A 26,804-nucleotide genomic window follows, 5' to 3' on the forward strand; every position below is an offset into this window, starting at 1 on the left:
ACCGGAGCGGACTAGCCGGCCGTCACGGCGGTGACCGCGTCGGCAGCCGTCGCGTGGACCGCGAAGAGCGAATCGACGCCCGTGAGGGCAAGCATGCGTATCAGGCGGTCGGGGGCGCCGGCGAGGCTGAGTGAGCCGCCCGCCGCCCGGGCGGCGTGCCAGATCCCGATGAGCGCGCTGAGGCCGGAGGAGTCGCAGAAGCCGACCCGGGTCAGATCCAGGACCACGTGAGGGGGCCCTTGCTGGATGACCTCCAGGGCCTGGGCGCGCAGCGCGGGGGCGCTCAGCATGTCGATGTCGCCGACGAGCGCGGCGATGGTGACGTGGGGATGAGGCTGCCGGAGAGCCAGCTGGAGCGTGTGGGTCACGTCGGTCATCACTCCTGGCCGAAGTGTTCGGGTGTGGCGGTGGTGTGGGCGGTGGCGGCGACACCGGCCTCGGGTACGGATTCGGAGTCGGGCACGGACAGGGTCAGCAGGGCCACGTCGTCACCGACGCCCTCGGGCAGCGCGTCCAGCAGCGTGACGGTGTCGTCCACCAGGGCGGTGGCGGTCAGGGAGCCGGTGCGCTGGTGGAGGAAGCCGGTCAGGCCGTCCTCGCCGAGCATCGCCCCCTGGGCCGTACGGGCTTCGGTCAGCCCGTCGGTGTAGAGGAACAGCCCCTCCCCGGGAGCCAGCCGGAAGGTGCTCTGGGCGAAGTGGGCCTCCGGAAAGGCGCCGATGAGCATGCCGCCCTTGGGGCGTACCGCCTTGACCCATACGGAGCCGCCGTCGTCGGGGCGCACGTGGTAGGCCGAGGGGTGGCCGCCGCTGGCGACGGTGACGGTGAAGGCGCCGTCCTCCTGGGGTGTCAGGAGGCCGAAGAGGGCGGTGCAGAAGCGGCTCCCGGCGGCGACATCGGTGAGCAGGACGGTGTTGAGCGTGCTCAGGACGGTGACCGGATCCGGGTCGATCTGGGCCGCGGCGCGCAGGGTGTGGCGGGCCAGCGCGGTCACGGTCGCCGCTTCGGGGCCCTTTCCGCACACGTCGCCGAGGAAGAACGCCCACCGGTCCGCGTCGACGGGGAAGACGTCGTAGAAGTCGCCGCCGACATCGTGGACCGAGGCGGTGCGGTAGTGGCAGGCGAGTTCCAGGCCGGGCACCGCCGGAAGCGCCGGAGGCAGCAGGGTGCGCTGGAGAGTGGAGGCGAACGCCGCGATGGCCGCCTTGTCCTTCTCCGCCTGCTCCCGCGCCGCACGTTCCGCCTCGGCACGCGCGCGTTCCCTCTCGGCGTGCATGCTCTCCGCCGTCCGCCGCTCCTGCTCCTCGCGCAGTGCACGCATCGCGGACAGCCGCAGCTCCATCTCGTCCATGACGATCGCCGCCAGGTCGGAGAGCGTGGCGATGTCCTCCTCGGTGATGGAGCGCGGTTTGGTGTCGAGGATGTTGACGGTGCCCAGCCGGTGGCCGTCGGAGGTGGTGATCGGTGCGGCGGCGTAGAAGCGCACTCCCATCTCCCCGGCGACCAGCGGGTTGTTCGCCGCCACGGGGTCGTGGAGGGTGTCGGGTATCACCAGGGCGTCGTCGCGCAGAATCGCCGAGCCGCACAGGCCGGGATCGCGGCCGATCTCCTTGACTCCTTCGAGGCCGTGGGTCGCCTTGAACCAGATGCGGTCGCTGTCGACGATCGTGACGGTGGCCACGGGGACGTCGAAGAGGCGACCGGCCAGGGCCGCGACTCGGTCGAACGCGCCGTCGGGCGGTGTGTCGAGGATGTCGTATCGGCGTACCGCCGACAGACGGCCCGCCTCGACATCCTGGTCGGGGACGGGCCCGGCACCCCGCCCGGGCGCCGGGTCGGCCGCCGAAGCCTGTGCGGTCATCGGCTTTCCTCTCCGTCGAGAGCCGCGGCGAGCGGCAGGACCGACGCACCCTAGACCGAACGGAAGACCGAACGCTAATTGCCGGAGCCGCGGAATCGGCTCCAAGGTCAACCAGTGACATGTCTTCTGTTTGGGCAGCCGATGACGGGGAAGACGCGGGAGGCGACAGAGCCGGCGACTAATTTGAGGGTGGGGCGCATGATCACCGTGACTGCCACGGAACAGACCGCGACGCGGACCGAGCAGGACCTGGTGGAGCGTTCGTACGTGGACCCGGCGTCGGTCGCGCCGCGGGATGCCAGGGTCATCTCCAAGCGCTTCTTCGACCGGCTCGGAGAGCTGGAGGAGGGCACGCACGAATACCAGTACGTGCGGAACTGCCTGATCGAGATCAACTTGTCCCTGGTGAAGTACGCCGCATCGCGGTTCAGGCACCGGGGCGTGCAGGAGATGGAGGACATCGTCCAGGTCGGCACGATCGGGCTGATCAAGGCGATCGACCGGTTCGAACTCTCCCGTGAGGTGGAGTTCGCCACCTTCGCCGTCCCGTACATCACCGGTGAGATCAAGCGGTTCTTCCGTGACACCAGCTGGGCGGTGCACGTGCCGCGCCGCCTTCAGGAAGCCCGCCTCGAACTGTCCAAGGCGACCGAGGAACTGCGCACGCGTCTGGGCCGCACGCCCACGACCGCGGAGCTCGCCGAACTGATGCAGCTGGACCCGGCCGAGGTGAGCGAGGCGCAGAAGGCGTCGAACGGCTACGCGTCCGTCTCGCTGGACGCCGCCATCGGCGGGGAGGACAGCGACACCGAGTCGGCTCTGACCGACTTCATCGGCGTCGAAGAGGACCGCTTCGACCTGATCGACAACTTCCACGCCCTGGCCCCGCTGATCGCCGAACTCGACGACCGGGAGCGCCGGATCATCCACCTGCGTTTCGTCGAGGAGCAGACGCAGACCCAGATCGGCGAGATTCTGGGCTGCTCGCAGATGCACGTCTCCCGTCTCATCACCCGGGTCGTCGCCAAGCTCCGCACGGGCATGAACGCGAACTGAGCGGGCCGTGGTCAGTGGCGTGACGCGGCGAGGGCGGCCTCGGTGGTGGGGTAGAGGCTGAGCACCTGGTCGAGCCCCACGATCTGGAAGACGCGGGTGAGGCTGTCGCTGAGGCCGGCGAGCCGGAGGGAAGACCCTGCGGCTCGCACCCGGTGATAGGTGGTGACGAGCACCGTGATGCCGGTCGAGTCGCAGTAGGTGAGGCCGGAGAGATCGATCACCAGGGGCGCGCCGGGGGAGACAGGGGCGTCCGCCAGTGTCCGGGTGAGCCGGGGCGCGGTGTGGTGGTCGAGCTCGCCGGTCGCCGTCAGCAGGACGGAACCATCCTCGTGGATCAGCTGTTCGACGGTCAGGGTGCGATCGGTCACCGGTTCTCCTGCTGGGCGAGGCGGGTCGTACGGGTACGGAGAGGGCGAGCGGCGCTCGGAAGGGTGCGCCGGGAGGTGCGGGTGCCTCCGCTCAGGGGGCATTGTCCACCAGTCGAACGCGGGCGCCCCATCTCGTCCGCCTATCCTACGAAGCGCTCCTCCGCGCGAGGGCGGGACGGCCACGCTACCCGAACGCGACACCACGCCGACGGGCTGATTCGAGGGACGGCCGGAGTTGGACGGTGTGCACGAGAGGGTTTCCTGTGGCGCGACTTGCAGATGCTGAGCACCCGTCGCCCTCCGCGTCGGCCGGGGTCTTCGCCGCCGACGCGGAGGTCGGCGCGGACCTTGCCGCGGTGGACTGGGCCGCCACTCCGCTCGGCCCGCCGAAGGACTGGCCGCAGAGCCTGCGGACGGCGGTCAGCATCCTGCTTTCGTCCCGGTTCTCCATGTGGATGGCGTGGGGGCCGGAGCTGACGTTCTTCTGCAACGCCGCCTACCGCCGGGACACCCTGGGGCAGAAGTACCCCTGGGCCCTTGGCCGGCCCGCGAGTGAGGTGTGGGCGGAGATCTGGGACGACATCGGCCCCCGGATCGACGCCGTGCTGGCCACCGGCGAGGCCACGTGGGACGAGGCGCTGCTGCTCTTCCTGGAACGATCGGGGTATCCGGAGGAGTCGTACCACACGTTCTCCTACAGCCCGCTGTGGGACGACTCCGGCGCGGTGGTCGGGATGCTGTGCGTGGTCAGCGAGGAGACCGAGCGGGTCATCGGCGAACGGCGCATGGGGACGCTGCGGGACCTGGGCTCGGACCCGAGCGTCGTGCGGACCGAGGAGGAGATGCTGGCCTTCGCCGGTCAGCAGCTCGGCCGGAACCCGCGTGACCTGCCGTTCACGCTGACGTACCTCTTCCAGCCGGACGGCACCGCACGGCTCTCGCGGTGTACCGGGCTGACGGAGGCACACCCCGCGGCGCGGGCAGAGCTGCCGTCCGACGGGCAAGACGCTCCCTGGCCGGTCGCCGCCCTGGCCGCCGGTGAGTCCGGGGTGATCGACCTCGACGGCGCCCCGTACACCACCCTGCCCGCCGGGCCGTGGCCCGAGCCGCCCGCCCAGGCGCTGGCCGTGCCCCTGCCGCGCCAGGGAGGCGTTCCCTACGGGTTCCTGGTGGCGGGGCTGAACCGCTACCGCCCGCTGGACGCGAACTACCGCGGCTTCGTCGAACTGGTCGCCGGGCACATCGCGGCCGGGATCTCCAGCGCGCGCAGTTACGAGGCGCAGCAGCGCCGGGCCGAGGAGCTTGCGGAGCTGGACCGGGCGAAGACCACGTTCTTCTCCAACATCAGCCATGAGTTCCGTACCCCCCTCACGCTGATCCTGGGACCGGTGGACGAACTGCGCGCGCGGTTCGAGGGGGGCGACCCCGGGGTGCGTGAGGAACTGGACGCCGTGCACCGCAACGGTCTGCGGCTGGGCAGACTCGTCAACAGCCTGCTGGACTTCTCCCGCATCGAAGCGGGCCGGATGAGGGCCAGGTACGAGCCGGTCGACCTGTCGGCGATCACCACGGAGCTGGCCAGTGTCTTCCGCTCGGCCATGGAGAAGGCCGGTCTCGGGTACGAAGTCGACTGCCCCACGCTGGACGAGCCGGTGTACATCGACCGGGGCATGTGGGAGAAGGTGGTCCTCAACCTCCTCAGCAACGCGCTGAAGTTCACCTTCGAGGGATCCATCCGCGTCGCGGTCCGCGCCGGGAGCGACCATGCCGTGGTCACCGTCTCCGACACCGGGATCGGTCTGCCCGCCGAGGAGATGCCGAGGCTCTTCGAACGTTTCCACCGCATCGAGACCGCCCGTTCCCGTTCCGACGAGGGGAGTGGCATCGGTCTCGCGCTCGTCAAGGAGCTGGTCGTCCTGCACGGCGGCACCATCAGCGCCGACAGTACGCCGGACGAGGGAACCCGCTTCACGGTTCGTCTGCCCTTCGGCAAGGATCACCTGCCCGCTGACGCGGTGGAGTCGGCGCCCTCCAGCGTGGCAGTCTCCGCCACCGCCGAACCGTATGTCCTGGAAGCCCTGCGCTGGCTCCCCACGGACACGCCCGACACGCAGACACCCGCGATGCCGGCGCCGGGCGACACGGCCCGCACCTCGGGCCCCGAAGTACCGGCGCGGGTGCTGATCGCGGACGACAACGCCGACATGCGCGAGTACCTCACCCGCATCCTGCGAGGCGCCGGATACCACGTGGAGACGGTCATCGACGGGCACGAAGCCCTTCGGGCCGTCCGTGCGGACGCGCCCGACCTCGTGGTCAGCGACGTCATGATGCCCCGCCTGGACGGGCTGTCCCTCGTGCGAGAGCTGCGCCTCGACCCCCGCACCGCGGCCGTGCCCGTACTGCTGCTGTCCGCCCGGGCCGGGCAGGAAGCCTCCATCGAGGGCCTTCAGGCCGGGGCCGACGACTACCTCGTCAAGCCGTTCGCCGCCGCCGAACTGCTTGCCCGGGTGCGGGCCAGCGTGGAACTGGCCCGCCTGCGCACGCATCACGCCCGCTGGCGCACCGCGCTCGTCGACTCCCTGCAGGAGGCGTTCTTCGTCTGCGACGAGGACGGCGCGGTCGTCGAGATCAACGCGGCCTTCTCCGACATCCTCGGATACGGCCCCGACGGGCTGCCCTACCGGCCGATCCACCCCTGGTGGCCCAAGGCCGACAGCGACCCGGAGGGCCACCGGCAAGTCGCCCTCGCCTTCGCCGGCCTGATGGAAGTGGGGCGGGGCCGCTACACCATTCCCGTCACCCACCGCGACGGACGGCGGCTGTGGATCGACGCCGCCTTCAACCGGACACAGGACCCGGACACCGGACGCCGTGTGGTCGTCGGCACCTTCCGGGACGTCACCGCCGAGCACCACGCCATCCAGCGCGACAGCGCCCTGGCGGCGCTCAGCCTGACGGTGTCCCAGGCCACCAGCCTGCCCGAGGCGTTGACCGGCGCCCTGGGCGAGCTGAAGGAACTGTGGCGCGCCCGGCAGGTGATGGCCGTCGTCTTCGGGCCCCGCGCGGAACCGGCGGTCACCGCCACCGACGCCGCACCCGAGTGGCAGGAGGTGCCCGCGGACCGGCGCGAGGCACTGACCGCCCTGCGCGAACAGCCGCCGCTGGCCCCGGTCACCGATCACACCGGCGCCGGGATCACCGTGGAGCACCCCGAAGGCCCCATGGTGCTGTGGGTGGACATGGGGTCCGGCCGCCCCTTCACGGACGAGGACGAGCTGCTGCTTTCGTTGCTGGCGGGACGCCTGGCCCAGGGTTTGGCGCGTGCCCACCAGATCGACCAGCAACGCGAGACCGCCATCGCCCTGCAGCGGGCCATCCTCGGCCCCTCCCACCTGCCCGCCGGTTTCGCCGTCCGCTACGAACCGGCCACCCGGCCACTGGAGGTGGGCGGGGACTGGTACGACACCGTGGCGCTGCCCGACGAACGGATCGGCATCGTCGTCGGCGACTGCGTGGGCCGGGGACTTGAAGCGGCCAGTGTCATGGGCCAGTTGCGCAGCGCCTGCCGCGCCCTGCTCCTCCAGGACGCCGGCCCGTCCCGAACCCTCGCGGCCCTGGACCGCTTCGCCGCCGGCATCCCCGGCGCGCTGTGCACCACCGTCTTCTGCGGCGTGCTCGACCCCGAGACCGGCCGGCTGACGTACTCCAGCGCCGGGCACCCGCCGGGCATCCTCGCCCACCACGACGGCACCACCCAGCTGTTGGAGGACGGGCGGTCCCTGCCCCTGGCGGTGCGGCCCGGCAGGGCACGCCCGGAAGCGGAGTGCACGATCCCCGCCCGCGCCACGCTGCTGCTCTACACCGACGGTCTCGTCGAACGCCGCCGACGCCCGCTGAGCGAGGGCATCGACCGAGCGGGTGCGGCCGTCCAGGACGGCAGGGACGCCACCGTCGACGACCTGGCGACCCAGGTGATGTCCCGTCTCGCCCCCGAGAACGGCTACGACGACGACGTCGCCCTGCTGCTGTACCGGCACCCCGCCCCCCTGGAGGTGACCTTCCCCGCCGAATCGTCGCAGCTCGCACCGGTCCGCCAGGCCCTGCGCACCTGGCTCGAACGGTGCCAGCTGTCCCCGCAGACGGCCCAGAGCGTCCTGGTCGCGGCCGGTGAGGCCTGCGCCAACGCGATCGAACACGGCCACCGGCACACCCCGGGGGAGCCCGTGCGGCTGCGCGCCGAGGCGTACGTGGACGACCTGCGTCTGGTCATCACCGACTCCGGGCAGTGGAAGATCCCCCAACCAGAGGCCAACGCCCACCGCGGCCGCGGCATGCCCCTGATGAAGGCCATGATGCAGCACGTCACTGTCACCTCCGGCGCAGCGGGAACCACCGTCCAGATGCGCACAAGGATCGCGTGATGACCACCCCACTCACCCTGACCCCGGGCCGACGGCCCGACGGCAGCGCGCTGCTCACCGCCGTCGGCGAGATCGACATGACCAATGCCGAAGCCCTCTGCGAGGCGCTGGACGCCACACACGGCCCGGTCGTCCTCGACCTCACCGGCGTCGAATACCTGGACAGCGCCGGACTGAACGTCCTGTTCGCCCGCGCCGACCGGGTCGAACTGGTGGCGACGGCTCTCCTGGCCCCCGTACTGAGCATCTCCGGCCTCGCCGACCTCACCACCGTCCACGGCCTGTAGCGGCACCGGAGGCCGCCGGGCCGGCGGCTCCACCCCGACCCTTCAGGCGGCGTGGCCGACGAGGAGCGCGGCCAGCTTGTTGAGGCGCTGGACGGTCCGGACCTCGGTGGCGGCCGGTGCCGGGTCGAGGCGCTCGTCGCGGTCGTAGTAGGCGCCGTTGACGATCTCGGTGGCCGGATCGCAGAGCCGTACCACGTGCGCGGCGCCCTCCGCGGGGGAGGTGCCCTGGTGGGCGTAGAGGGGCAGGAGCGCGGTGTCGCAGACCCCGGGGTGGACGGAGACGGCCGTCACACGCGGGTCGGAGGCGAAGACGGTGAGCGCCAGCTGCGACTGGGCGTACGCGGCGAGGCGGGAGTAGCGGCGGATGCGGTTGGGGTCGCTCCACTGGATGGAGGCGGTGCGGTGCAGGGAGGAGGAGACGTTGACGACCCGGCCGCCGGGGTCACTGGTGAGGGCGGGCTCCAGGAGGCTCGTGAGGAGGTAGTGGGCGAGGAAGTTGACCTGGAACGCGACCTCGTTGCCGTCGGCGGTGACGGTGTGGCGTTCGGGGGCGGCGATGCCCGCGTTGTTCACCAGGACGTCCAGGCAGGGGTGTTCGCCGACCACTTTGTGGGCCATCCGCTCGACCTCGTCGAGATGGGTGAAGTCGGCGGCGACCGTGCGGAGCCGGGTCGCGTCGATGCGGCCGGTGGCGATGAGCCGGCCGACGGCGGCCTGCGCCTCCACGGGGGTACGGCCGTGCACGAGAACCGTGGCACCGCGTTCGGCGAGCTGCCGGGCGGTCTCGTGGCCAATGCCGGAGGTGGCTCCCGTCACCAGGACAGTGCGGGACGAAAGGTCTGCTGCGGGCATGGTTGATCCTTGGGCTCAGGGGTGTGCGGATGCTTCTGGGTGTACGGATACGGAGAAGGGGCGCCGGGCGGAAATCACGGCGCCCTCGTGGCTACGGAAAGCGCGTCAGCGGAGAGCTGACGCTTCCGGGCAGCGGGGCGCACGACGGGGCGATGCCTGATGAGGCGGCCGGTCGAGCAGGAGCCACGCGCTGTTCACGGGACCATGCAACGTGCCGCGACGCTGGGTCACAAGACCAGCCTCCGTTCCCTGACGCCCTTCTGACGAGCGCGAGCCGCGAGCAGGTTCGTCCGCAGCGCCCTCATATCCACCCGAATGGAGTAACCGCAGGGCGCGTGAGGACGGATTTGAGGAGCCCACTCCAGTGCTTCGTGGTCGAAACCTCCCTGTCGACATGCGGCCGAGATGCACCGGTAAGACCGTTGAACCGTTCCATCCGGGTCCGTTCGCCTGAATGGCCGAGCTGGAGGAGGAATCATGGATTCTTCAACGACCGCACGACTCGCGCCTTCCAGCGGCGATGTGGCCCTGTTGCGCAGGCAGGCATTGGACGGATTGCTCAGCTTTCTCTCGCCTTCGGACCAGGAGGCCGCGCGGTCCACGGTGCAGCGTCTTGAGTCGTGTCTCCGAGAGCAAGGAGTCCGGAACGGTGGCACTGTGTTGGTCGCCTACGGCGGAGGGAAGGACAGTAGTTACACGCTGGCCTTCGTACGCGCGGTGCAACTGCTGTTCGCGCGGAAATATGGACGGCCCTTCTTGCTGAGGTCCGCCACGAACCGGCACGCGGGCATGCCCGCAGCGGTGATGGAGAACATTGATCGGGCCTACCGTGCGCTGGGCATGCACCAGGATCCGGCCTGTGAACTCCTGACCATCGACGGCAACAGGGTGCGGCCTTTCCAGGTCGACGCACCTCAGTCGGAGGCGGTGGCTGCCCGCAACCGGGCGGACATCCTGATGACAGGGCACCGCACGGCGGCCGAGGCCCGGCCGACCTTCTGCAACGCCTGCAACCTGAGCATGGCCAACGCGTTCGGGCTGGCAGCCGCTTACCGCGACGGAGCCGACCTGATCGTCACCGGCGACTCGGCCGATGAGCAGCGCGCCTACACGGCATGGATCCACCGCCTGGCGCGGCAGGTACCCCGCAGTGATGACGGGCGGGAAAGGCGCGGCTTCCCGGCGGTGCTGGGTGCGCTCGACGACGTGGCCAAGGCCTATTTCCGCGGCATTCACGGTGATGACCCAAGAGGTACCGAGCCGGAACACGGTGTCGCCTTCGACGTGCCCGCACGACTGCGCTTCTTCTCCATCTACGGAGAGACGTCCTACGACGCGGGCAGTCACTGGAAACTCCTCACCGAACACCTGGGATTCGTCTTCGACGACCTGGCGTTCAGCTTCACCGAGTCCGACTGTGCCAATCCCGCGCTGATGGCACATCTCAGAGGGCTCAAGGTGGAGCACATATTCGGCCGGGACTATCGGGAGGGGTTGCAGGAGTACGCCGACTTCGCCCTGCGTCTGATGCGACGGAAGGAATTCCCGCAGCATCTGATCGATGTCATGGCCGAACGGTACGCCAGGCCTGAATCCCACGAACTGCTGCGCGCGAGGGGCAATTCCTTTGCCCGGGACGCGTACGGAATCGAGGAAGAGCAGCTCGTCTGTATGGTGCACTCGCCCTTCACGTCCCGCGGGAGCGGACTCGGACGCTACCTCAGAGGGCAGGCCCCGCATCTCGTGAGGCGCCAGCCGGCCATCCATGACCTGCTGCGGCACCCATCAGCGGACGGAAACGCCGAAGCGCCGCACGGGCGGCAGGGGCAGGGGCTGGAGCAGGAGCTGGAGAACCTGAGCGGTCTCACACTGGCTCAGCTGCGATGGCTGTACGCCGGCGACATGTTGCCGTCATTGGTGCTCAGTATCCTCAAGGGCGATCCGCACAAGGCGCCGATACGTACCCGGCACTCCCCGGACGGCCCCGAAGTCACCGAAACCATCTCGGGGCGGTGACCACGATGAGCGACGCGATCAACGCCTTCGTCCAGCTCGGCGCCGCACGTGACGGACTCGACCCCTACCTGGAGTGCGCCCGCCGCCGGGGCATGCCCGCCGTGCTCGTGGACACCCCCGCGTTTCTGAAGTGGCGTCAGCACCTCGGCCTGAAGCCGTTCGACATCGAGATCCCGGTGGCCGCCCCCGAAGCCGCCGACCAGGTGTCGCTCGCACTGCGTGCTGCCCGCGTCACACCGGCGTTCACCCTGGCCGGCTTCGAGCGCTACGCCCAGAGCGCTTTCCTCCTGGCCGGCCAGGAACGCATCGCCCCGTGGCCGCACTGCGGCATGAGCTTCACGCCGCCGGACAAGGCGTCCCAGCGAGAGGCACTGGCCCTGCGGGCACCTGAAGTGCTGCAGCCCGCATACGTACACCTGGGTCTCGACGCCCCAGCTCAATCTCTCGACCATTTGGCTTTCCCGCAGGTGGTCAAACCGGTGGATGGGGCCGGAGGACTCGGGGTCTACCTCGTGCGGGACGAGTCGGAGCGCGACCGTGCGCTGCGCGAGGCCGCCGCTACCCGCAACTACGGAGGGGCCGCCTTCACCGGGCTCCTGGTGGAGGAGTGCGTGCAGGGCACCGAGCACTCGCTGCAGTGCCTCGCCTTGGAGGGAAAAGCGCGAATACTGTCCGTATGCGAGAAGGTCGTGCTTCCGGAACAAGAAGGAGTGCTGCCGGGTTTCAGGGAAGCCGGCCACATGGCGGCGCCCGGAGACCGCGCGCCCTGTGAGGTGAAGGCGCTCGCGCAGTCGTGCCTGGACGCGACCGGCTACGAGGAAGGCCCCTTCCACGTCGACCTCATCCGGGACGGGCGAGGGCCGTACTTCCTGGAGATGGGGTTCAGGCTCTCCGGGTTCGGCCTGGTCTCCCTCGTCGAGCGGGCTACCGGGGTCTCCTGGGCGGAAGCCACCTTCACCGCTCACTTGGACCGCCAAGAACCCCTCTGGCTGGATTCGGGGGGCACTCGGCAGGCCGTCGGTCAGCTCGTCGCCACGGACCCCCGCCAGCTGGCGTGCGCTCACGAACTCGCCGCCAGCCACCCGGGCGTCCACGTACACGCCTCTCCCGCCCTTCCGGATGAGGGACAGTTCTCCGCGCATGAGCTGGAGACCCTCGCCTCGGACCGCCGACGCCACGCCGCCATCCTGGGGCGGGTGACGCTACGGGCTGACAGTGAGGATGAGGTGCGCGGCCTGCTGCATCACTGCGCGGCGGGCGGGCAGGGGGGCTGATCACCGTGGTCGCACAGGACAATGCCCTCCTTCGCACGCTCGTCGACGTGCAGGGAAAAGATGTCGGGCCTGCCGTAGTGGCCGGTCACGTCGAGGTCGAAACGTGCTCGGGCGAGTTCGCCGAGATCCAGTTCGGCGGTGAGGATGCCCTCTCCGTCACGCAGCGGACCGGCGAGCACCTCGCCGAGCGGCGAGACGATGACGCTGCCCCCGCCGATGAGCACCGTATCCGGGGCCTCACCCTGCACCGGATGGACGTCCGCGGGCAGGTCGGCGCGGAGCAGGTACTGACAGGCGCTCAGAACGAAGCATCGCCCCTCCAGCGCCACGTGCCGCATCGTCGCCTGCCAGTTGTCCCGATCGTCCACGGTCGGCGCGCACCATACGTCCACTCCCTTCGCGTACATGGCCGTACGGAACAGAGGCATGTAGTTCTCCCAGCAGATCGCCGAGCCCAGGCGCGCACGGCCGTTGTCGACGACCGCGAGCGAGGCTCCGTCGCCGAACCCCCAGATGAAGCGCTCGGCACCCGTCGGCATCAACTTGCGGTGCTTGGCAAGCAACCCTCCCGGGCCGAAGAACAGGGCGACACAGTGCAACGTACGGCCACTGCGTTCGACGGCTCCGACGACCGCGTGGCAGCCCAGCTCCCGGGTCAGCGCCGCCACGGCGTCCGTCTCGGGTCCGGGCACGTCGATGGCTGAGTCCCAGTAGCGACGGAACTCCTCCCGTCCCGGAGCGGACCGTTGGCCCACGGTGACCCCGAAGTCGAGACCCTTCGGGTAGCCCCCGAGGAACGCTTCGGGAAGCACGATCACTTCTCCGCCCTGCCGTGCGGCCGCCCGGATCAGATCCAGAGTCTTCCGCAGCATCTCGGAGGTGTCGAAGAGGCGGGAGCCCGCTTGCACGACAGCCACTACCAGACGATCCATACCAGAACGTTACGGATCGACCACCGGCGCCGCCACATGGCAATGGAATCGGCCTCTCGCCGAAGGGACCCGGACCATGACCACGACCAAGGACAGCCACGCCCAGCTGATCGAGTACCTGGAAAGGAGCGACGTCAGGTACCGCCTCATCGAACATCCACCCGAAGGGCGCACCGACAGGGCCAGCGCCATACGCGGGCACCGGCTTGAGCAGGCCGCCAAGTGCCTGGTGGTCCGGGTGGGGTACGCCGACCGTCGGCGCCGCTACCTGCTGACCGTCGTCCCGGGCCACTGCCGAATCGGCTTCCACCGGCTCAAGCACCTGTACGGGGGCACTGATGTCGCGCTCGCCGCACCGGACGTCGCCGAACGTCTGACAGGCTGCGTCCGCGGCTCGATCACGCCGTTCAACTTCAACCCGGACCTCGAGCTCCTGGCGGATCCGCGACTGCTGGAGCACCCCGAGATCTACTTCAACGCGGCGTGCCTCGACCGCTCACTGGTCGTGGCGACCCGGGACTACGTGCACCTGGCCCGGCCACGGCTGGTATCCCTGGTGGCCCTCTGACACCACCGGCCCGTGCGAGGGCGGTGGGGCGCCGTTCATGGCCTCGCTGCCCCAGTGCGGGCCGGTCGCGAGAACGTCCGTAGGGCCTCTGCTGGTGTACGTCGTCACTGGCCCGCGGTTGCTCCATCAGGTTCTGGTCACTGACGCCTCGCGGTTCGAAGGGCCGCATGTTCATGAAGGCCGGCCGCTTCATCGGGACCAGCGTCGGCACGGCCAACGGAGCCGCGCACCAGCGGATGCGGCGCCTGATCGAAGCCTCCAGCCGAGCCCGCCGACCTCGGAGACCGCACCGTCGGCATGCCTGGACGGACTGGACGGCCTGGGCGCTGTCGGCGCCGGAGCCCACGCCGACCACGTCATCATTGCCGAGACGCCCCCGCGCCCAGCTGCTCGCCGCACTCGTCCAGGAGGCCACCCAGTGAACGCCGTCGACATGCCCAAGTCGCCTTCACCGCACGGTCTCGTCGTACGGGACCTGCACGAGCTGCGCGAACTCGCCGACGTCAGCGCCTTGTTCGAGAAGATCTGGGGCAGCACCCCTGGCAGTTCGCCCATGGGTGTGGAACAGATGCGGGCACTTGCCCACGCGGGCAACTACGTCGCCGGAGCCTTCAAGGGCGGCCAACTGGTGGGCGCGTCCGTGGCGTTCTTCGCGGCCCCCGTCGGGGAGGTCCTGCACTCGCACGTCACCGGCGCGCTCCCCGGCCACCGGGCGGGCCTTGCCCTCAAACTCCACCAGCGCGAGTGGGCGCTGGAGCGCGGGCTGCGTCGGATCACGTGGACCTTCGACCCGCTGGTGCGGCGCAACGCGCACTTCAACCTCGCCAAGCTCGGCGGGCGCCCGGTCGAATACCTCACCAGCTTCTACGGGGCGATGGACGACGTGATCAACGGCGGCGACGACACGGACCGGGCCCTCGTCGCCTGGGAGCTGGACCATCCCGCGGCGATCGCCGCCTCGGCATCGCACTCCGCCCCCGTGGCGATCCCCGCCGACGCCGTGACCGTGCTGTCGGTGCGCGACGACGGCCTGCCCGCCGTCGGCCGCGATGACGCCACGACCGTATTCGTCGAAGTGCCGCCGGACATCGAGGCGTTGCGGCGTATCGATCCGGGCGCGGCCAAGGCGTGGCGGCTGGCGATGCGCGAGGTGCTCGGCGGTCTCCTCGCCGAAGGGGCCCGCGTCACCGGTTTCCACGACCGCGCCAGTTATGTCGTCACGCGCGACACCACCGCGTGACCCCCACCTCTCCGGGAGTCGACCACCTTGAAGATCAATGGAATTGAGCTGCGCCGGATCGCGATGCCCCTGCGGGCGCCGTTCCGCACCTCCTTCGGCGTCGAGACCGCCCGCGACGTCCTGCTCGTACGCGTGGTCACCCCCGAAAGCGAGGGGTGGGGCGAGTGCGTGGCGATGTCGGAACCGCGCTACTGCTCCGAGTACGTCGAGGGGGCCGCCGACGTGCTGCGCCGCTTCCTCATCCCGGCGCTGCCCGCCGTGGCGGACGCGTACGCGGTCAAGCGCGCCCTGAAGCCGTTCAAGGGCCACAAGATGGCCAAGGCCGCGCTGGAGACGGCCGTGCTCGACGCCCAACTGCGCACCACCGGCCAGTCCTTCGGTACCTTCCTCGGCGCCGGGCGCGAGCGCGTGCCGTGCGGGGTCTCGGTCGGCATCACGGACTCCATCCCCGAACTCCTCGACTCCGTGGGCGCCTTCATCGACGAGGGGTACGTCCGCATCAAGCTCAAGATCGAGCCCGGCTGGGACATCGCGCCCGTCCGCGCGGTACGGGAGCGGTTCGGCGACGACCTGCTCCTCCAGGTGGACGCCAACGCCGCCTACACCCTGGCCGACGCCCGCCGACTCGCCAGGCTCGACGCCTTCGACCTGCTGCTCGTCGAGCAGCCGCTGGCCGACGACGACCTCGTCCAGCACGCCGCCCTCGCCAAGCAGCTGCGTACGCCTGTCTGCCTGGACGAGTCGATCGAGTCCGCCGAGGACGCCGCCGCGGCCATCACGCTCGGCGCCGCCTCCGTCATCAACATCAAGCCGGGCCGCGTCGGCGGCTACCTGGAGGCCAAGGCCATCCACGACCTGTGCGTCGCCCACGGCGTGCCGGTGTGGTGCGGAGGCATGCTGGAGACCGGCATCGGCCGCGCCGCCAACGTGGCGCTCGCCGCCCTGCCCGGCTTCACCCTGCCCGGCGACACCTCCGCCTCCCGCCGCTACTTCGCCACCGACATCACCGAGCCCTTCGAACTCGCCGACGGCCACCTGGACGTCCCCACCGGCCCCGGGCTCGGCGTCGAACCCCTCGACGGGATCCTCGAGCGGATGACCACGGCCAAGGAGTGGATCCGGCTCTAGCGGAACTCTCCAGCGGAACTCTCTAGCGGAACTGGAGGGGAGCTGAAGGCCGCAGGCGCCGATGTGGGCCGTCCCTCGCCGGAACGGCCGTACACTCGGGCTCATGGGTCGTATGGGTTCCGCGAGGCAGCTGCACGAGCACGGTTAGCGATCTAGCCGTCCAGCGCTCCGGCGAGCCGTCAATCCCGCGCTCTTCTCACCGGCACCGGGCCGCCGCGTTCCTCACGCCGCGCGCCTGACCCGCCCCCCCCCGGCCGAGTGGCGGCTCGCTCAGCCCCGCCGGGTGATCTCCGTTCCCGCTCCACATCACCACCGCAGTCCTCCGGTCTCCGCCGGTGCTGCCGCCTGGCTGTGACCGCACCACCGGGTCGCGCCTCTTCGAAGGGACCATCGTGAAGCTGAGCGACCTACTGGCCGGACAGGATTGTCATGTACTCCACGGGGACCCGGGCGAGACCGTGATCACCGCCGGGGTGACCTTCGACGTCGAGCGGGTCATGCCCGGTTCCGTGTTCGTCGCCGTGCCCGGCCACCGGGAGGGCGGGCCCGGCTCCGTGACCGCCGCCTTTGCCCGCGGGGCCGCCGCCGTGCTCGTCGAAGGGACGGATCCGGCGTTCGGCGCGACACCGCCGCCCGCGGGCCGGTGCGCCGTACGGGTGCCGGACACCCGACGGGCCGCCGCGGTCGTGGCCTCCCGGTACTACGGCGAGCCGGGCCGGGCGATGGACGTGGTGGCGGTCACCGGCACCAACGGCAAGACGTCGGTCTCGTACATGGTCGAATCCGTCCTGCGGATCTCCGCGGGGGCTAAGACGGGGGTCATCGGGACGGCCGGCAGCCGCATCGGCGACGAGCTGATCCCCATGCCGCACTCGGTGCTCACCACCCCGGAATCGCCCGACCTGCAGTACCTGCTGGGCCATATGCGCGACCGCGCGACCGGCAGCGTGGTCCTCGAGGCCACCTCGATGGCCCTGCTGAACCACCGCGTTGACCGGACCTTCATCGACGTCGGGGTCTTCACCAATCTCACGCAGGACCACCTGGACGACCACGGGACGATGGCCAACTACCGGGACGCCAAGCTCCGGCTGTTCCAGGGGCTCTGCCGGCGCGCGGTCGTCAACGCCGACGATCCCGTGGGCGCCGGGATCGAGGCGATGATGCCCGGCGCCGTGACGACGTACGCCCTTGACGTACCCGCCGACTACCGCGCGACCGACCTCGTCGCGAGCGCGTCCGGCACCCGGTTCACCCTCCACCACGGCGGGCGCGCGTATCCGGCGTCGATACCGTTCCCGGGCCGGTACTCGGTGGCCAACGCCCTCGCGACGCTGGCCGCCTGCCACGTCCTCGGCCACGAGCTGGGCGCTCTCATCGCCGCCCTCGGCCAGATGCCGCCCGTCCCCGGCCGGTTCGAACGCTTCGAGACCCGGCAGGGCACCTCCGTGGTCGTGGACTACGCGCATTCCCCCGACTCCCTGGACAAGGTCCTGACCGCCATCCGCGGCTACACGCGCGGCCGGGTCATCACCGTCTTCGGCTGCGGCGGCGACCGGGACACGACGAAGCGGGCCGACATGGGCAGGATCGCCGGGGTCCACTCCGACCTGTGCGTGCTGACCTCCGACAATCCCCGCAACGAGGACCCGGAGGCCATCCTGGACCAGATCGTCCCCGGCCTCGCCGCGACGGGCACGCCGTTCGAACGCCTCGTCGACCGCCGCGAGGCCATCGCCTTCGCCCTGGCGGCGGCCGGTCCCGAGGACACCGTCCTCGTCGCGGGCAAGGGCAGCGAACCGCACCAGACCGTCCGCGAGGAGCTGATTCCCTTCAGCGACATGGCCGTCGTACGCGAACTCGCCCTGACGACAGGTCAGCTGTCGGAGCGCTAGGGCGCGACGGGCCGCGCCGCGTCAGGCGCCTTGCTCCCGGGCTGGACCATGATGTGCACGACCGGCGAGACGGCGCCCCCGCCGGTGACGCGCAGGGCGTTGCGGCCCTCGATGCCGAGCACGACCCGCATGGAGTATGTCCCCCGGGGCGTGGTGCGCACCGAGGCGGGCAGGTCCACCCAGCGCGTCCCCTGCTGTTGCTGCAGGGAGACGGGGGTGCCGGGCGGCATGTGCCGGCTCTCACCGAAGACGCGGAACTCCTGCGCGGCCCGCACGCTGCTCACGGAGGTCTGCGCGGTGAGTGTCGGCGGCGAGGAGTCGTCGGCGGCGGACGCCGGGCCCGCCGGGGGTCCGAGGAGTACGGCCACGGTCGCGATACCGGAGAGCGCGGCGGCGTACTTGACGTGGGTCGTGTGCAATGTGCCATCCCTGTCTGTCTGGTGGGCCGGTCGTGTACGGCAGGTGCTGGTCAGGTCAGTCGTGTGGTGCGGCAGGCTCTCGTCATATGTGCAGGGCCCCGCCTTCCTCCGCGTGCCCCTCCGGCTCCAGCTGGAGCGTCGAGTGCGCCACGTCGAAGTGGCCCGCGACGCACCGCTGAAGCCTCGCGAGAAGGTCCCCGTACCCGCTCGCGAGGGCGGCGTCCGTGACCACCACGTGCGCGGTGAGCACCGGCATCCCCGACGTGACGGTCCAGCCGTGCAGGTCGTGGACGGCTCGCACACCAGGTTGCGCCAGGAGGTGGCGGCGTACCTCCCCGAGGTCGACGTCCTGCGGGGTCGCCTCCAGGAGGACGTGGACGGACTCCCGCAGCAGTCCGTACGCGCGCGGCACGATCAGTACGCCGATAACGATCGAGGCGATCGGGTCGGCGGCCTGCCACCCCGTGAGCAGGATGATCAGGCCGCCCGCGATGACGGCGACCGAGCCGAGCGCGTCGCCCAGCACCTCCAGATAGGCGCCCCGCAGGTTGAGGCTCTTCTCCTTGGCGTCCCGCAGCAGCCACAGGCCCACCAGATTGGCGAGCAGCCCGCCGACCGCGACCGCGAACATCAGGCCGCCCTTGACCTCCACCGGCTCGCTGAACCGGCCGATCGCCGACCACAGGACCCAGCCGAAGATGGCGACGAGGAGCAGCGCGTTCAGGACCGCCGAGAAGATCTCCACCCGGTAGAACCCGAACGTGCGCCGCGGTGTCGGCGCGCGCTGGGCGAGGGTGATGGCGCCGAGGGCGAGGGAGACGCCGACCGCGTCGGTCAGGCTGTGCGCGGCGTCGGCGAGGAGCGCGAGGCTGCCGGACAGGAGCGCGCCGACCACCTGGATGACGGTGATCGAGGCGCTGATGCCGATGGTCCACAGCAGTTTCCTGCGGTACGTCCCGCTGAGCGTGCCGCCCGTAGCTGTACCGCCCGTCGCCGCGGTGGACGGGCCGTGGTCGTGCCCCATGCCCGCGAGTGGATCATGACCGTCCGGGGGCCGCCACTCGGCGACCCGCTCACCCGTGAGCCCCGCGGCTCAGTGCACCCTCGGCGGCGTCGAGGTGTCCCGCTGGTGCGGGATGCCGAAGGCGGGCGGCAGCTCGCCCTGATGGACGGTGACCGTGCGGGCCGGGGCGGGGACCCTGATGCCCTCGGCGCGGTAGCGCTGGTGCAGGCGTTTGATGAACTCGTGCTTGATCCGGTACTGGTCGCTGAACTCGCCGACGCCCAGGATCACCGTGAAGCTGATCCGCGAGTCCCCGAAGGTGTGGAAGCGGATGGCCGCCTCGTGGTCGGGGACCGCGCCCGTGATCTCCTTCATGACCTCGTCCACGACCTCGGCCGTCACCCGCTCGACCTGCTCCAGGTCGCTGTCGTAGCTGACCCCGGCCTGCACCATGATCGACAGCTCCTGCTCGGGGCGGCTGTAGTTGGTCATGTTGGTGCTCGCCAGCTTGGCGTTGGGGATGATCACGAGGTTGTTGGAGAGCTGGCGCACCGTGGTGTTGCGCCAGTTGATGTCGACCACATAGCCCTCCTCGCCGCTGCTCAGCTGGATGTAGTCGCCGGGCTGGACCGTCTTGGCCGCGAGGATGTGCACGCCCGCGAAGAGGTTGGCGAGGGTGTCCTGGAGCGCGAGGGCGACCGCGAGACCGCCCACGCCGAGCGCGGTGAGCAGCGGCGCGATGGAGATGCCGAGGGTCTGCAGGACGACGAGGAAGCCCATCGCGAGTACGACGACCCGCGTGATGTTCACGAAGATCGTCGCCGACCCCGCCACTCCGGAGCGCGACTGCGTCACGGCCCTGACGAGCCCCGCGACGATCCGCGCCGCCGTCAGCGTCGCCGCCACGATGAGCAGCGCCGTCAGCGTCATGGTCACATTGCGGCCGGTCCGCGTGGTGAGCGGCAGCGCGCCCGCCGCCGCGGCGAGCCCGGCGGTGATGGCCGCGCAGGGCACGAGCGTGCGCAGCGCGTCGACGATGACGTCGTCGCCGCTCCACCGGGTCCGGCTCGCCCGCTCGCCCAGCCAGCGCAGCAGGGCCCGTAGCAGCAGCCCGGCCCCGACACCGGCGATCACCGCGATGCCGGCCACGATCCAGTCGTGCGGTGTGAGCGCACGGGTCATCAGTTCACCCCCGCCGTACGGGAGGTGTGCGTCGGCACGGGGGCTATGTGATGTGTCGTCACCTTGTGATACCTGCTCGGTTCCGGGGGCTCGGTCACGCCGGTACGGGGGAGCGGCCCGGCGCGGACGTCATCCTGCCCCATCCGCACACGGCGGGCGCGCCTACCCCCACCTGGATCTTTACAAACCAGTCACGTCTGTCAACCCGTCGGCCGTGACGCGGTGTCAGAGGTGGCGATGGCATGGATATCGCGGATGCTGGTACTCGACGCCTCGCGGGGACTCTTCCCGCGCCGCGTCGTGTCCGGTGAGTCGTTGATTTCTGCGAACGGAAGCGGTTGAGCATGACGGTAGTGCGCAGTCCTGGAATTCCGGCAGGGGAGACAGGCCACGAAGCTCTCGTCTCGCCGGTGAATTCACACAATGAGTGGGACCCGCTGGAGGAAGTCATCGTCGGCCGTCTCGAAGGCTCGACGATTCCCTCCAGCCATCCGGTGGTGACCTGCAACATTCCGCCCTGGGCGGCCCGGCTGCAGGGGCTCGCCGCCGGTTTCGAGTATCCGCGCAGGCTGATCGAGCCGGCACAGCAGGAACTCGACCAGTTCATCGCTCTCCTGCGGTCACTCGGCGTGACGGTCACGCGCCCGGAGGCCGTCGACCACAAGCAGCGCTTCGGCACTCCCGACTGGTCCTCCCGCGGATTCTGCAATTCCTGTCCGCGTGACGCCATGCTGGTCATCGGTGACGAGATCATCGAGACCCCGATGGCGTGGCCCTGCCGGTATTTCGAGACCCACTCCTATCGCGAGCTGCTGAAGGACTACTTCCGGCGTGGCGCGCGCTGGACCTCGGCCCCTAAGCCGCAGCTCACCGACGCGCTGTACGAGCAGGATTTCCGTCCGCCCGAGGGCGACGAGCCGATGCGGTACATCCTCACGGAGTTCGAGCCGGTATTCGACGCGGCCGATTTCGTACGCGCGGGCCGCGACCTGTTCGTCACGCGGAGCAACGTCACCAACCTCATGGGCATCGAATGGCTGCGCCGCCACCTCGGGCCCGGCTACCGCATCCACGAGATCGAGAGCCGCTGCCGCACGCCCATGCACATCGACACCACGTTCGTCCCGCTCGCGCCCGGCAAGGTCCTGGTCAATCCCGAGTACGTGGATGTCGACCGCCTCCCCGACGTCCTCGGCTCGTGGGACGTCCTGGTCGCCCCCGAGCCCGACCCGATCGACGAGCGCCTGCTCAAGATGACCTCGATGTGCGGCAAGTGGCTCAGCATGAACGTACTGATGCTCGACGAGAAACGGGTGATCGCGGACCGGCACCACACCGGCATGCTGCGCGCGCTCGAAGAGTGGGGTTTTGAACCGATCCCGTGCGACCTGCTGCACTACGCGGCGTTCGGCGGCTCGTTCCACTGCGCCACGCTCGACGTCCGGCGCCGCGGCACGCTGGAGTCGTACTTCGACTGACCGCCTCGCGCCCGCCACGGTGCGGCACGCATGCCGTCGGCGGGGTTCCCGGGCCGGGACGGATGTGGAAGTGTCCTGCGGAACTCGGCGCGAGGGCGTGCGCCGCGCACCGCGGCGGCCGGACACCAACGTCGTCCCGCGCCCTCCTGGGAGGCGGAGGCGCGTATGCGCAGAAGGACTCTGCTCGGCGGGGCGCTGGCCGCCCCCTTGCTCGCCGCCTGCTCCGGCGGGGGCGGCGGCACGGACGGCGGGGGCGCGACCACGCTCTCGTACGGGATGTGGGACCCGGCACAGGTGCCGGGCATGGAGAAGATCATCGCCGCGTTCGAGAAGCGGCATCCGCGGATCTCCGTACGCGTCGAGCTGACGCCCTGGGCGAGCTACTGGACCACCCTCAAGACGTCGATGCGCGGCGGGACCGCACCCGACGTCTTCTGGATGAACGCCGTCAACTTCCAGCTGTACGCGGCGGGCGGCGTCCTCGAACCGCTCTCCGGGCACATCAAGGCCGACGCCACGCCCGTGGACCGCCACCCGGACTCCCTGGTGAGGCTCTACGCCTACCGCGGCACGCAGTACGGGCTTCCCAAGGACTTCGACACCGTCGGCCTCTGGTACAACAAGGCGCTCTTCGACAAGGCGGGCATCAAGTACCCGGACGCGAGCTGGACTTGGGACGACCTACGCGACGCGGCCGCCGAACTCACCGACCCGCGACGGCGCGTGCACGGCTTCGCCGCCGAGATGGAGCGGCAGATGAAGATCTACCCGGCCGTCTGCGGCGCGGGCGGCTACGTCCTGGCGGACGGCCGCTCCGGCTTCGGCGACGAGCGGTCCATCGAGGGCCTGCGCTTTCTCACCGACATGATCGACCGGGGCTGGTCGCCGCCGCAGAGCGCGATGGTCGAATCCATCGGACGGGTGCGCTACTGGTCCGAGAAGGTGGCCATGAACTACGACCTGTCCGCGATGGCCGGACAGATGTACGCCGTTCCCGCGCTCAAGGACCACGGCGGCATCGCGGTCCTGCCGAAAGGGCGGCGCAGGGCCACCATCATCCACGGTCTGGCGAACGTGATCTCCGCCAAGAGCCGCAAGAAGGCGGCCGCCTGGAAGTTCGTGCACTTCATGGCGGGGCGGGAAGCCGCCGAGATCCAGGCGAAGGCGGGGGCCACCATCTCCTCGTACGAAGGGACACAGGACGCCTGGCTCAAGTCGATGCCGGAATTCGACCTGAAGCACTTCATCGAGATGCAGAAATACGCCGTTCCCTATCCGAGCTCCGAGAACACCGCGGTCTGGGAGAACCTCCAATACCCGCTCCTCGGCGCCGCGTTCAGCGGAAAGGGCGGCATCGAGAGCGCGGCACGCACGCTGGGCGAGCAGATGGACCGGGCCCTGGAGGAGGAACGCGCCTCATGAGTGTCTTTCCCGCCACGGCCGCCGCGAAGGCGGCGAAACGCACGGCCGCCACCCGCTCCAAGCCGCGGGGCCAGCGCACCGCCTACCTCTTCATCGCGCCGCTCGGTCTCGGCTTCGCCGTCTTCTACTTCTGGCCGCTGCTCCAGACTTTCTACTTCAGCTTCACCGAATTCGGTGCGTTCGGCGGCCATACGTTCATCGGTACCGACAACTACCTCCGCGTCGTGAAGGACGTGACCGTCTGGCAGGCGCTCGGCAACACGCTCCTCTACAGCCTCATCGGGCTCACCGCGCTTCCGGTCGCGATCGTCGTCGCGGCCCTCCTGAACCGGCGCGGCCTGCGGGGCGTCGCCGTATACCGCGCCCTGTACTTCGTGCCGTTCGTGACGCTCCCCGTCGCCGTCGGTCTCGTATGGAACTGGCTCTACAACGGCGACTTCGGGCTCCTCAACGAAATGCTCGGCCGGTTCGGCGTCGACCGGCACTACTGGGTGTCCGACCCGTCCACCGCCGTCTACGCGATCGGCACGGTGATGGTCTGGTCGTCCACCGGCTACTACCTGATCATTTTCATGGCGGGCATCAAGGGAATCCCGCGGGACTACTACGAGGCCGCGGAGATCGACGGGGCCGGGGCGCTGCGCCGGTTCTTCACCATCACGCTCCCTCTCCTCAGCCCGACCCTCTTCTTCGCCTCGGTCATCTGCATGATCAACTCACTGCAGACCTTCGACCTGATCTACATCATGATGGCCGAGAAGAACCCCGCGATCGGCGATACGCAGTCCGTCGTCGGCCTCTTCTACAAATGGGCGTTCATCGAGAACGCGCAAGGAGCCGCGGCCGCGCTCGCCTTCCTGCTCATGCTCCTCATCGCCGCCCTGACATATCTGCAGTTCCGGCTCCAGAAGAGGTGGGTGCACTATGGCTGACACCCGAAAGCGCGGGAAGCGCGGGCGGGCCGGGTCCATCGCCACCCACGCCGTCCTTTCGCTGGGCGCGCTCGTGATGGTCTTCCCGTTCCTGTGGCAGCTGCTGACCGCGCTGAAAACCCTCGCGGAGACCTCGCGCGTGCCGCCGACCTTCCTGCCCGACAAATGGAACGGGGCGAGCTTCGAAGAGGTCTTCACCGCGCTGCCGTTCCGCGAAATGCTCACCAACAGCGTGCTCAACACCGTCGGCCGCACCCTCGGCCAGCTCGTCTTCTGCTCGCTCGCCGCCTACGCTTTCGCCCGAATGCGATTCCGGGGCCGCGACGTCCTGTTCGCGCTCTTCCTCTCCGTACTGATGGTGCCCAGCTCCCTGCTCGTACTGCCGCAGTACGACATCATCCAGGCGCTCGGCCTGCTGAACTCCGCGCCCGCGCTCTTCCTGCCCGGCATGTTCAGCGCGTTCGGCACGTTCATGCTGCGCCAGTTCTTCCTCGCGCTCCCCAAGGAGCTGGAGGAGGCCGCCCGCATCGACGGCGCGGGCTCGTTCCGCGTCTTCTGGTCCATCATGCTGCCGCTGATCAGGCCCGCGCTCGCCGCGCTCGCCGTCATCACGGCGATGTGGTCCTGGAACGACCTGCTGTGGCCGTTGATCGTCAACACCGACCCGGCGAAAATGCCGATCAGCGCAGGCCTGACCTCCCTGGAGGGCCAGTATGAAACCAACTACCCCGTGATGATGGCCGGCTCCCTCATCGCGAGCCTGCCGATGCTGCTCGTCTACGTCTTCCTCCAGCGACACTTCGTCCAGAGCGTCGCCATGTCCGGCACCAAGGGGTGAGCCTCCCGCGTCGTGCCGCCGCGCCCCGGCATGCCCGACCTGGCCCCGGGGGCCGGATGGCATGACGTCCAAAGCCTAGACCTGGGGTGGATGCCGCCTGCGACCGGAGTCGGATCCCGATCGGATCGGGAGGGTATTAGCGTGGACGGGACAGATCGACCCACAGGATCCGAGGTGCCCGGCCCATGCCAAGCCGCAGCGAGAACCGTACCCAGCTCATCGAGTCACTCATGGAGCGGTTCCCGCACGTGCCGCGGGAAGCCGTGATCAAGGAGGATCTGCTGCGCGGCGGCATCGCCTTCGACGAGTCGGCGCTCAGTGACAACGAAGGCGGCGAGGTCAAGCCGAAGTCGTACTTCATCTTCTCCTTCGACCACGGCACCCTCCCCGAGCTGGGCGCCGCCGCGCTGCGCCGCCCGCCGGAGGAGATCGTCCTCACCGGCGGCCCCTACGAGCTGCGCCGCACCGTCGTCTCGGTGCGCGTGAACCCCTCCTCGCCCTACCGCGTCGCCGCCGACGACCATGGCGTCCTCGGCCTCTACCTCGACGGCGCCCGCATCTCCGACGTGGGCCTGCCGCCGATGCCGGACTACTACCGGCACACGCTCGAGAACGGCAAGTCCGTGATGGAGGTCGCGCCGACCATCCAGTGGGGCTACCTGATCTATCTGACGGTCTTCCGCGTCTGCCAGTACTTCGGCGCCAAGGAGGAGTGCCAGTACTGCGACATCAACCACAACTGGCGCCAGCACAAGGCGGCCGGGCGGCCCTACACGGGTGTGAAGCCGGTGGAGGAGGTCCTGGAGGCCCTCGCCATCATCGACAAGTACGACACCAACAAGTCCTCCACCGCCTACACCCTGACCGGCGGCGCCATCACCTCGCAGATCGGCGGCAAGGACGAGGCCGACTTCTACGGGCAGTACGCGAAGGCCATCGAGGAGCGCTTCCCCGGCCGCTGGATCGGCAAGGTCGTCGCCCAGGCCCTGCCCAAGGCGGACGTGCAGCGCTTCCACGACTACGGCGTACGGATCTACCACCCCAACTACGAGGTGTGGGACCCCTACCTCTTCGAGCGGTACTGCCCCGGCAAGGAGCGGTACGTCGGCCGGGACGAGTGGCACCGCCGCATCCTGGACTCCGCGGAGGTGTTCGGGCCGCGCAACGTGATCCCGAACTTCGTGGCGGGCGTCGAGATGGCGGAGCCGTTCGGCTTCAAGACGGTCGACGAGGCCATCGACTCCACCGTCGAGGGGTTGCAGTACTTCATGTCGCGGGGGATCACGCCCCGCTTCACCACGTGGTGTCCGGAGCCGACGACTCCGCTGGGCAAGGCGAATCCCCAGGGGGCGCCGCTGGAGTATCACGTGCGTCTCCTGGAGGCCTACCGCGCGACGATGGAGGCCAATGGGCTCACCTCGCCGCCCGGGTACGGGCCGGCGGGGCCCGGCAACGCGGTCTTCTCCGTCAGCTCCTTCATGGACAGCCTGCCCGCGGAGGAGGCCGCCCCGGAGGACGTCGTCGCCCCTGCGCGGGGGCGGTAGGGCTTCCTGGGGGCCTGGTTCTGCTTGGCTCGGGGCCCCTGCGTCCCGGCCTGGCCCGCCGCTTGGCGGCTCCCGGGTCCCCCGC

Annotated in this window: 23 protein-coding genes; 15 read left to right on the forward strand and 8 right to left on the reverse strand. The window is 69.8% G+C overall.

Features of this window, described 5'->3' with window-relative positions:
- Positions 1-11: 11 nt before the first annotated feature.
- Together GKQ77_RS02170 and GKQ77_RS02175 are read right to left on the reverse strand one after the other, a co-directional pair.
- Positions 12-377 carry an STAS domain-containing protein gene (locus tag GKQ77_RS02170; protein WP_219686882.1) on the reverse strand — a complete coding sequence of 122 codons (366 nt, stop codon included), beginning with the start codon at positions 375-377 and terminating at the stop codon, positions 12-14.
- A complete protein-coding gene (locus GKQ77_RS02175) occupies positions 377-1,861 on the reverse strand; it encodes a PP2C family protein-serine/threonine phosphatase (protein ID WP_219686883.1) in 1,485 nt (494 codons plus the stop codon). Before GKQ77_RS02175 ends, GKQ77_RS02170 begins: the two co-directional genes overlap by 1 nt.
- 198 nt (positions 1,862-2,059) lie before the next feature.
- Here GKQ77_RS02175 and GKQ77_RS02180 point away from each other — a divergent pair, with 198 nt between their 5' ends.
- Positions 2,060-2,917, forward strand: coding sequence for a SigB/SigF/SigG family RNA polymerase sigma factor (locus tag GKQ77_RS02180; protein ID WP_219686884.1), 858 nt, complete (start codon positions 2,060-2,062; stop codon positions 2,915-2,917).
- Between the two features lie 11 nt (positions 2,918-2,928).
- Here GKQ77_RS02180 and GKQ77_RS02185 read toward each other — a convergent pair whose 3' ends face one another.
- The gene (locus GKQ77_RS02185; protein ID WP_219686885.1) at positions 2,929-3,285 is read right to left on the reverse strand and encodes an STAS domain-containing protein; all 357 of its coding nucleotides are present in this window, start codon (positions 3,283-3,285) and stop codon (positions 2,929-2,931) included.
- A gap of 263 nt (positions 3,286-3,548) precedes the next feature.
- On the opposite strand from GKQ77_RS02185, the gene GKQ77_RS02190 reads away from it, so the two are divergent.
- Both GKQ77_RS02190 and GKQ77_RS02195 read left to right on the forward strand, forming a co-directional pair.
- A complete protein-coding gene (locus GKQ77_RS02190; protein ID WP_372459818.1) occupies positions 3,549-7,709 on the forward strand; it encodes a SpoIIE family protein phosphatase in 4,161 nt (1,386 codons plus the stop codon).
- On the forward strand, positions 7,709-7,996 hold the full coding sequence (locus GKQ77_RS02195; RefSeq protein WP_219686886.1) for an STAS domain-containing protein: 288 nt from the start codon (positions 7,709-7,711) through the stop codon (positions 7,994-7,996). The genes GKQ77_RS02190 and GKQ77_RS02195 overlap by 1 nt, the downstream gene beginning before the upstream one ends.
- 42 nt (positions 7,997-8,038) lie before the next feature.
- Here the strand turns inward: GKQ77_RS02195 and GKQ77_RS02200 are convergent, their stop codons facing one another.
- Positions 8,039-8,848, reverse strand: coding sequence for an SDR family NAD(P)-dependent oxidoreductase (locus GKQ77_RS02200; RefSeq protein WP_219686887.1), 810 nt, complete (start codon positions 8,846-8,848; stop codon positions 8,039-8,041).
- A gap of 477 nt (positions 8,849-9,325) precedes the next feature.
- On the opposite strand from GKQ77_RS02200, the gene GKQ77_RS02205 reads away from it, so the two are divergent.
- Positions 9,326-10,864, forward strand: a complete 1,539-nt coding sequence (locus GKQ77_RS02205) for a PqqD family protein (RefSeq protein WP_258020719.1) — start codon at positions 9,326-9,328, stop codon at positions 10,862-10,864.
- A 5-nt stretch (positions 10,865-10,869) separates the two neighbouring features.
- On the forward strand, positions 10,870-12,138 hold the full coding sequence (locus GKQ77_RS02210) for an ATP-grasp domain-containing protein (protein ID WP_219686888.1): 1,269 nt from the start codon (positions 10,870-10,872) through the stop codon (positions 12,136-12,138).
- Here the strand turns inward: GKQ77_RS02210 and GKQ77_RS02215 are convergent.
- Positions 12,108-13,070, reverse strand: coding sequence for a carbon-nitrogen hydrolase family protein (locus GKQ77_RS02215; RefSeq protein ID WP_219686889.1), 963 nt, complete (start codon positions 13,068-13,070; stop codon positions 12,108-12,110). The two genes, GKQ77_RS02210 and GKQ77_RS02215, sit on opposite strands and share 31 nt — an antisense overlap.
- Before the next feature lie 76 nt (positions 13,071-13,146).
- On the opposite strand from GKQ77_RS02215, the gene GKQ77_RS02220 reads away from it, so the two are divergent.
- From GKQ77_RS02220 to GKQ77_RS02240, 5 genes are all read left to right on the forward strand, one after another.
- Entirely contained in the window at positions 13,147-13,638 is a 492-nt protein-coding gene (locus GKQ77_RS02220; RefSeq protein ID WP_219686890.1) for a YbaK/EbsC family protein, read from the forward strand.
- A gap of 167 nt (positions 13,639-13,805) precedes the next feature.
- Positions 13,806-14,060, forward strand: a complete 255-nt coding sequence (locus GKQ77_RS02225; protein ID WP_219686891.1) for a hypothetical protein — start codon at positions 13,806-13,808, stop codon at positions 14,058-14,060.
- Positions 14,057-14,878 carry a GNAT family N-acetyltransferase gene (locus GKQ77_RS02230; protein WP_308117527.1) on the forward strand — a complete coding sequence of 274 codons (822 nt, stop codon included), beginning with the start codon at positions 14,057-14,059 and terminating at the stop codon, positions 14,876-14,878. Before GKQ77_RS02225 ends, GKQ77_RS02230 begins: the two co-directional genes overlap by 4 nt.
- A gap of 27 nt (positions 14,879-14,905) precedes the next feature.
- On the forward strand, positions 14,906-16,006 hold the full coding sequence (gene menC, locus GKQ77_RS02235) for an o-succinylbenzoate synthase (RefSeq protein WP_258020720.1): 1,101 nt from the start codon (positions 14,906-14,908) through the stop codon (positions 16,004-16,006).
- Between the two features lie 392 nt (positions 16,007-16,398).
- Complete coding sequence (locus GKQ77_RS02240) at positions 16,399-17,901, forward strand: UDP-N-acetylmuramoyl-L-alanyl-D-glutamate--2,6-diaminopimelate ligase (protein WP_219686892.1); 1,503 nt, start codon at positions 16,399-16,401, stop codon at positions 17,899-17,901.
- Here GKQ77_RS02240 and GKQ77_RS02245 read toward each other — a convergent pair.
- The 3 genes from GKQ77_RS02245 to GKQ77_RS02255 form a co-directional block, all read right to left on the reverse strand.
- The gene (locus GKQ77_RS02245) at positions 17,898-18,320 is read right to left on the reverse strand and encodes a hypothetical protein (RefSeq protein WP_219686893.1); all 423 of its coding nucleotides are present in this window, start codon (positions 18,318-18,320) and stop codon (positions 17,898-17,900) included. The genes GKQ77_RS02240 and GKQ77_RS02245 overlap by 4 nt on opposite strands.
- 82 nt (positions 18,321-18,402) lie before the next feature.
- Positions 18,403-19,344 carry a cation diffusion facilitator family transporter gene (locus GKQ77_RS02250; protein ID WP_219686894.1) on the reverse strand — a complete coding sequence of 314 codons (942 nt, stop codon included), beginning with the start codon at positions 19,342-19,344 and terminating at the stop codon, positions 18,403-18,405.
- Between the two features lie 69 nt (positions 19,345-19,413).
- Complete coding sequence (locus GKQ77_RS02255) at positions 19,414-20,505, reverse strand: mechanosensitive ion channel family protein (protein ID WP_219686895.1); 1,092 nt, start codon at positions 20,503-20,505, stop codon at positions 19,414-19,416.
- A 344-nt stretch (positions 20,506-20,849) separates the two neighbouring features.
- Between GKQ77_RS02255 and GKQ77_RS02260 the strand changes: the two genes are divergently transcribed.
- The 5 genes from GKQ77_RS02260 to GKQ77_RS02280 all read left to right on the forward strand — a co-directional run bounded on the left by GKQ77_RS02260 (position 20,850) and on the right by GKQ77_RS02280 (position 26,719).
- Positions 20,850-21,983 carry an amidinotransferase gene (locus GKQ77_RS02260; RefSeq protein WP_219686896.1) on the forward strand — a complete coding sequence of 378 codons (1,134 nt, stop codon included), beginning with the start codon at positions 20,850-20,852 and terminating at the stop codon, positions 21,981-21,983.
- Positions 21,984-22,148: 165 nt separating this feature from the next.
- The gene (locus GKQ77_RS02265; protein ID WP_219686897.1) at positions 22,149-23,405 is read left to right on the forward strand and encodes an ABC transporter substrate-binding protein; all 1,257 of its coding nucleotides are present in this window, start codon (positions 22,149-22,151) and stop codon (positions 23,403-23,405) included.
- The gene (locus tag GKQ77_RS02270; RefSeq protein WP_219686898.1) at positions 23,402-24,337 is read left to right on the forward strand and encodes a carbohydrate ABC transporter permease; all 936 of its coding nucleotides are present in this window, start codon (positions 23,402-23,404) and stop codon (positions 24,335-24,337) included. Before GKQ77_RS02265 ends, GKQ77_RS02270 begins: the two co-directional genes overlap by 4 nt.
- On the forward strand, positions 24,330-25,175 hold the full coding sequence (locus tag GKQ77_RS02275; protein WP_219686899.1) for a carbohydrate ABC transporter permease: 846 nt from the start codon (positions 24,330-24,332) through the stop codon (positions 25,173-25,175). The genes GKQ77_RS02270 and GKQ77_RS02275 overlap by 8 nt, the downstream gene beginning before the upstream one ends.
- 185 nt (positions 25,176-25,360) lie before the next feature.
- The gene (locus GKQ77_RS02280; protein ID WP_219686900.1) at positions 25,361-26,719 is read left to right on the forward strand and encodes a radical SAM protein; all 1,359 of its coding nucleotides are present in this window, start codon (positions 25,361-25,363) and stop codon (positions 26,717-26,719) included.
- The last annotated feature ends 85 nt before the right edge of the window (positions 26,720-26,804 follow it).

Source organism: Streptomyces anatolicus (assembly GCF_019400875.1).
Lineage (GTDB): Bacteria > Actinomycetota > Actinomycetes > Streptomycetales > Streptomycetaceae > Streptomyces > Streptomyces anatolicus.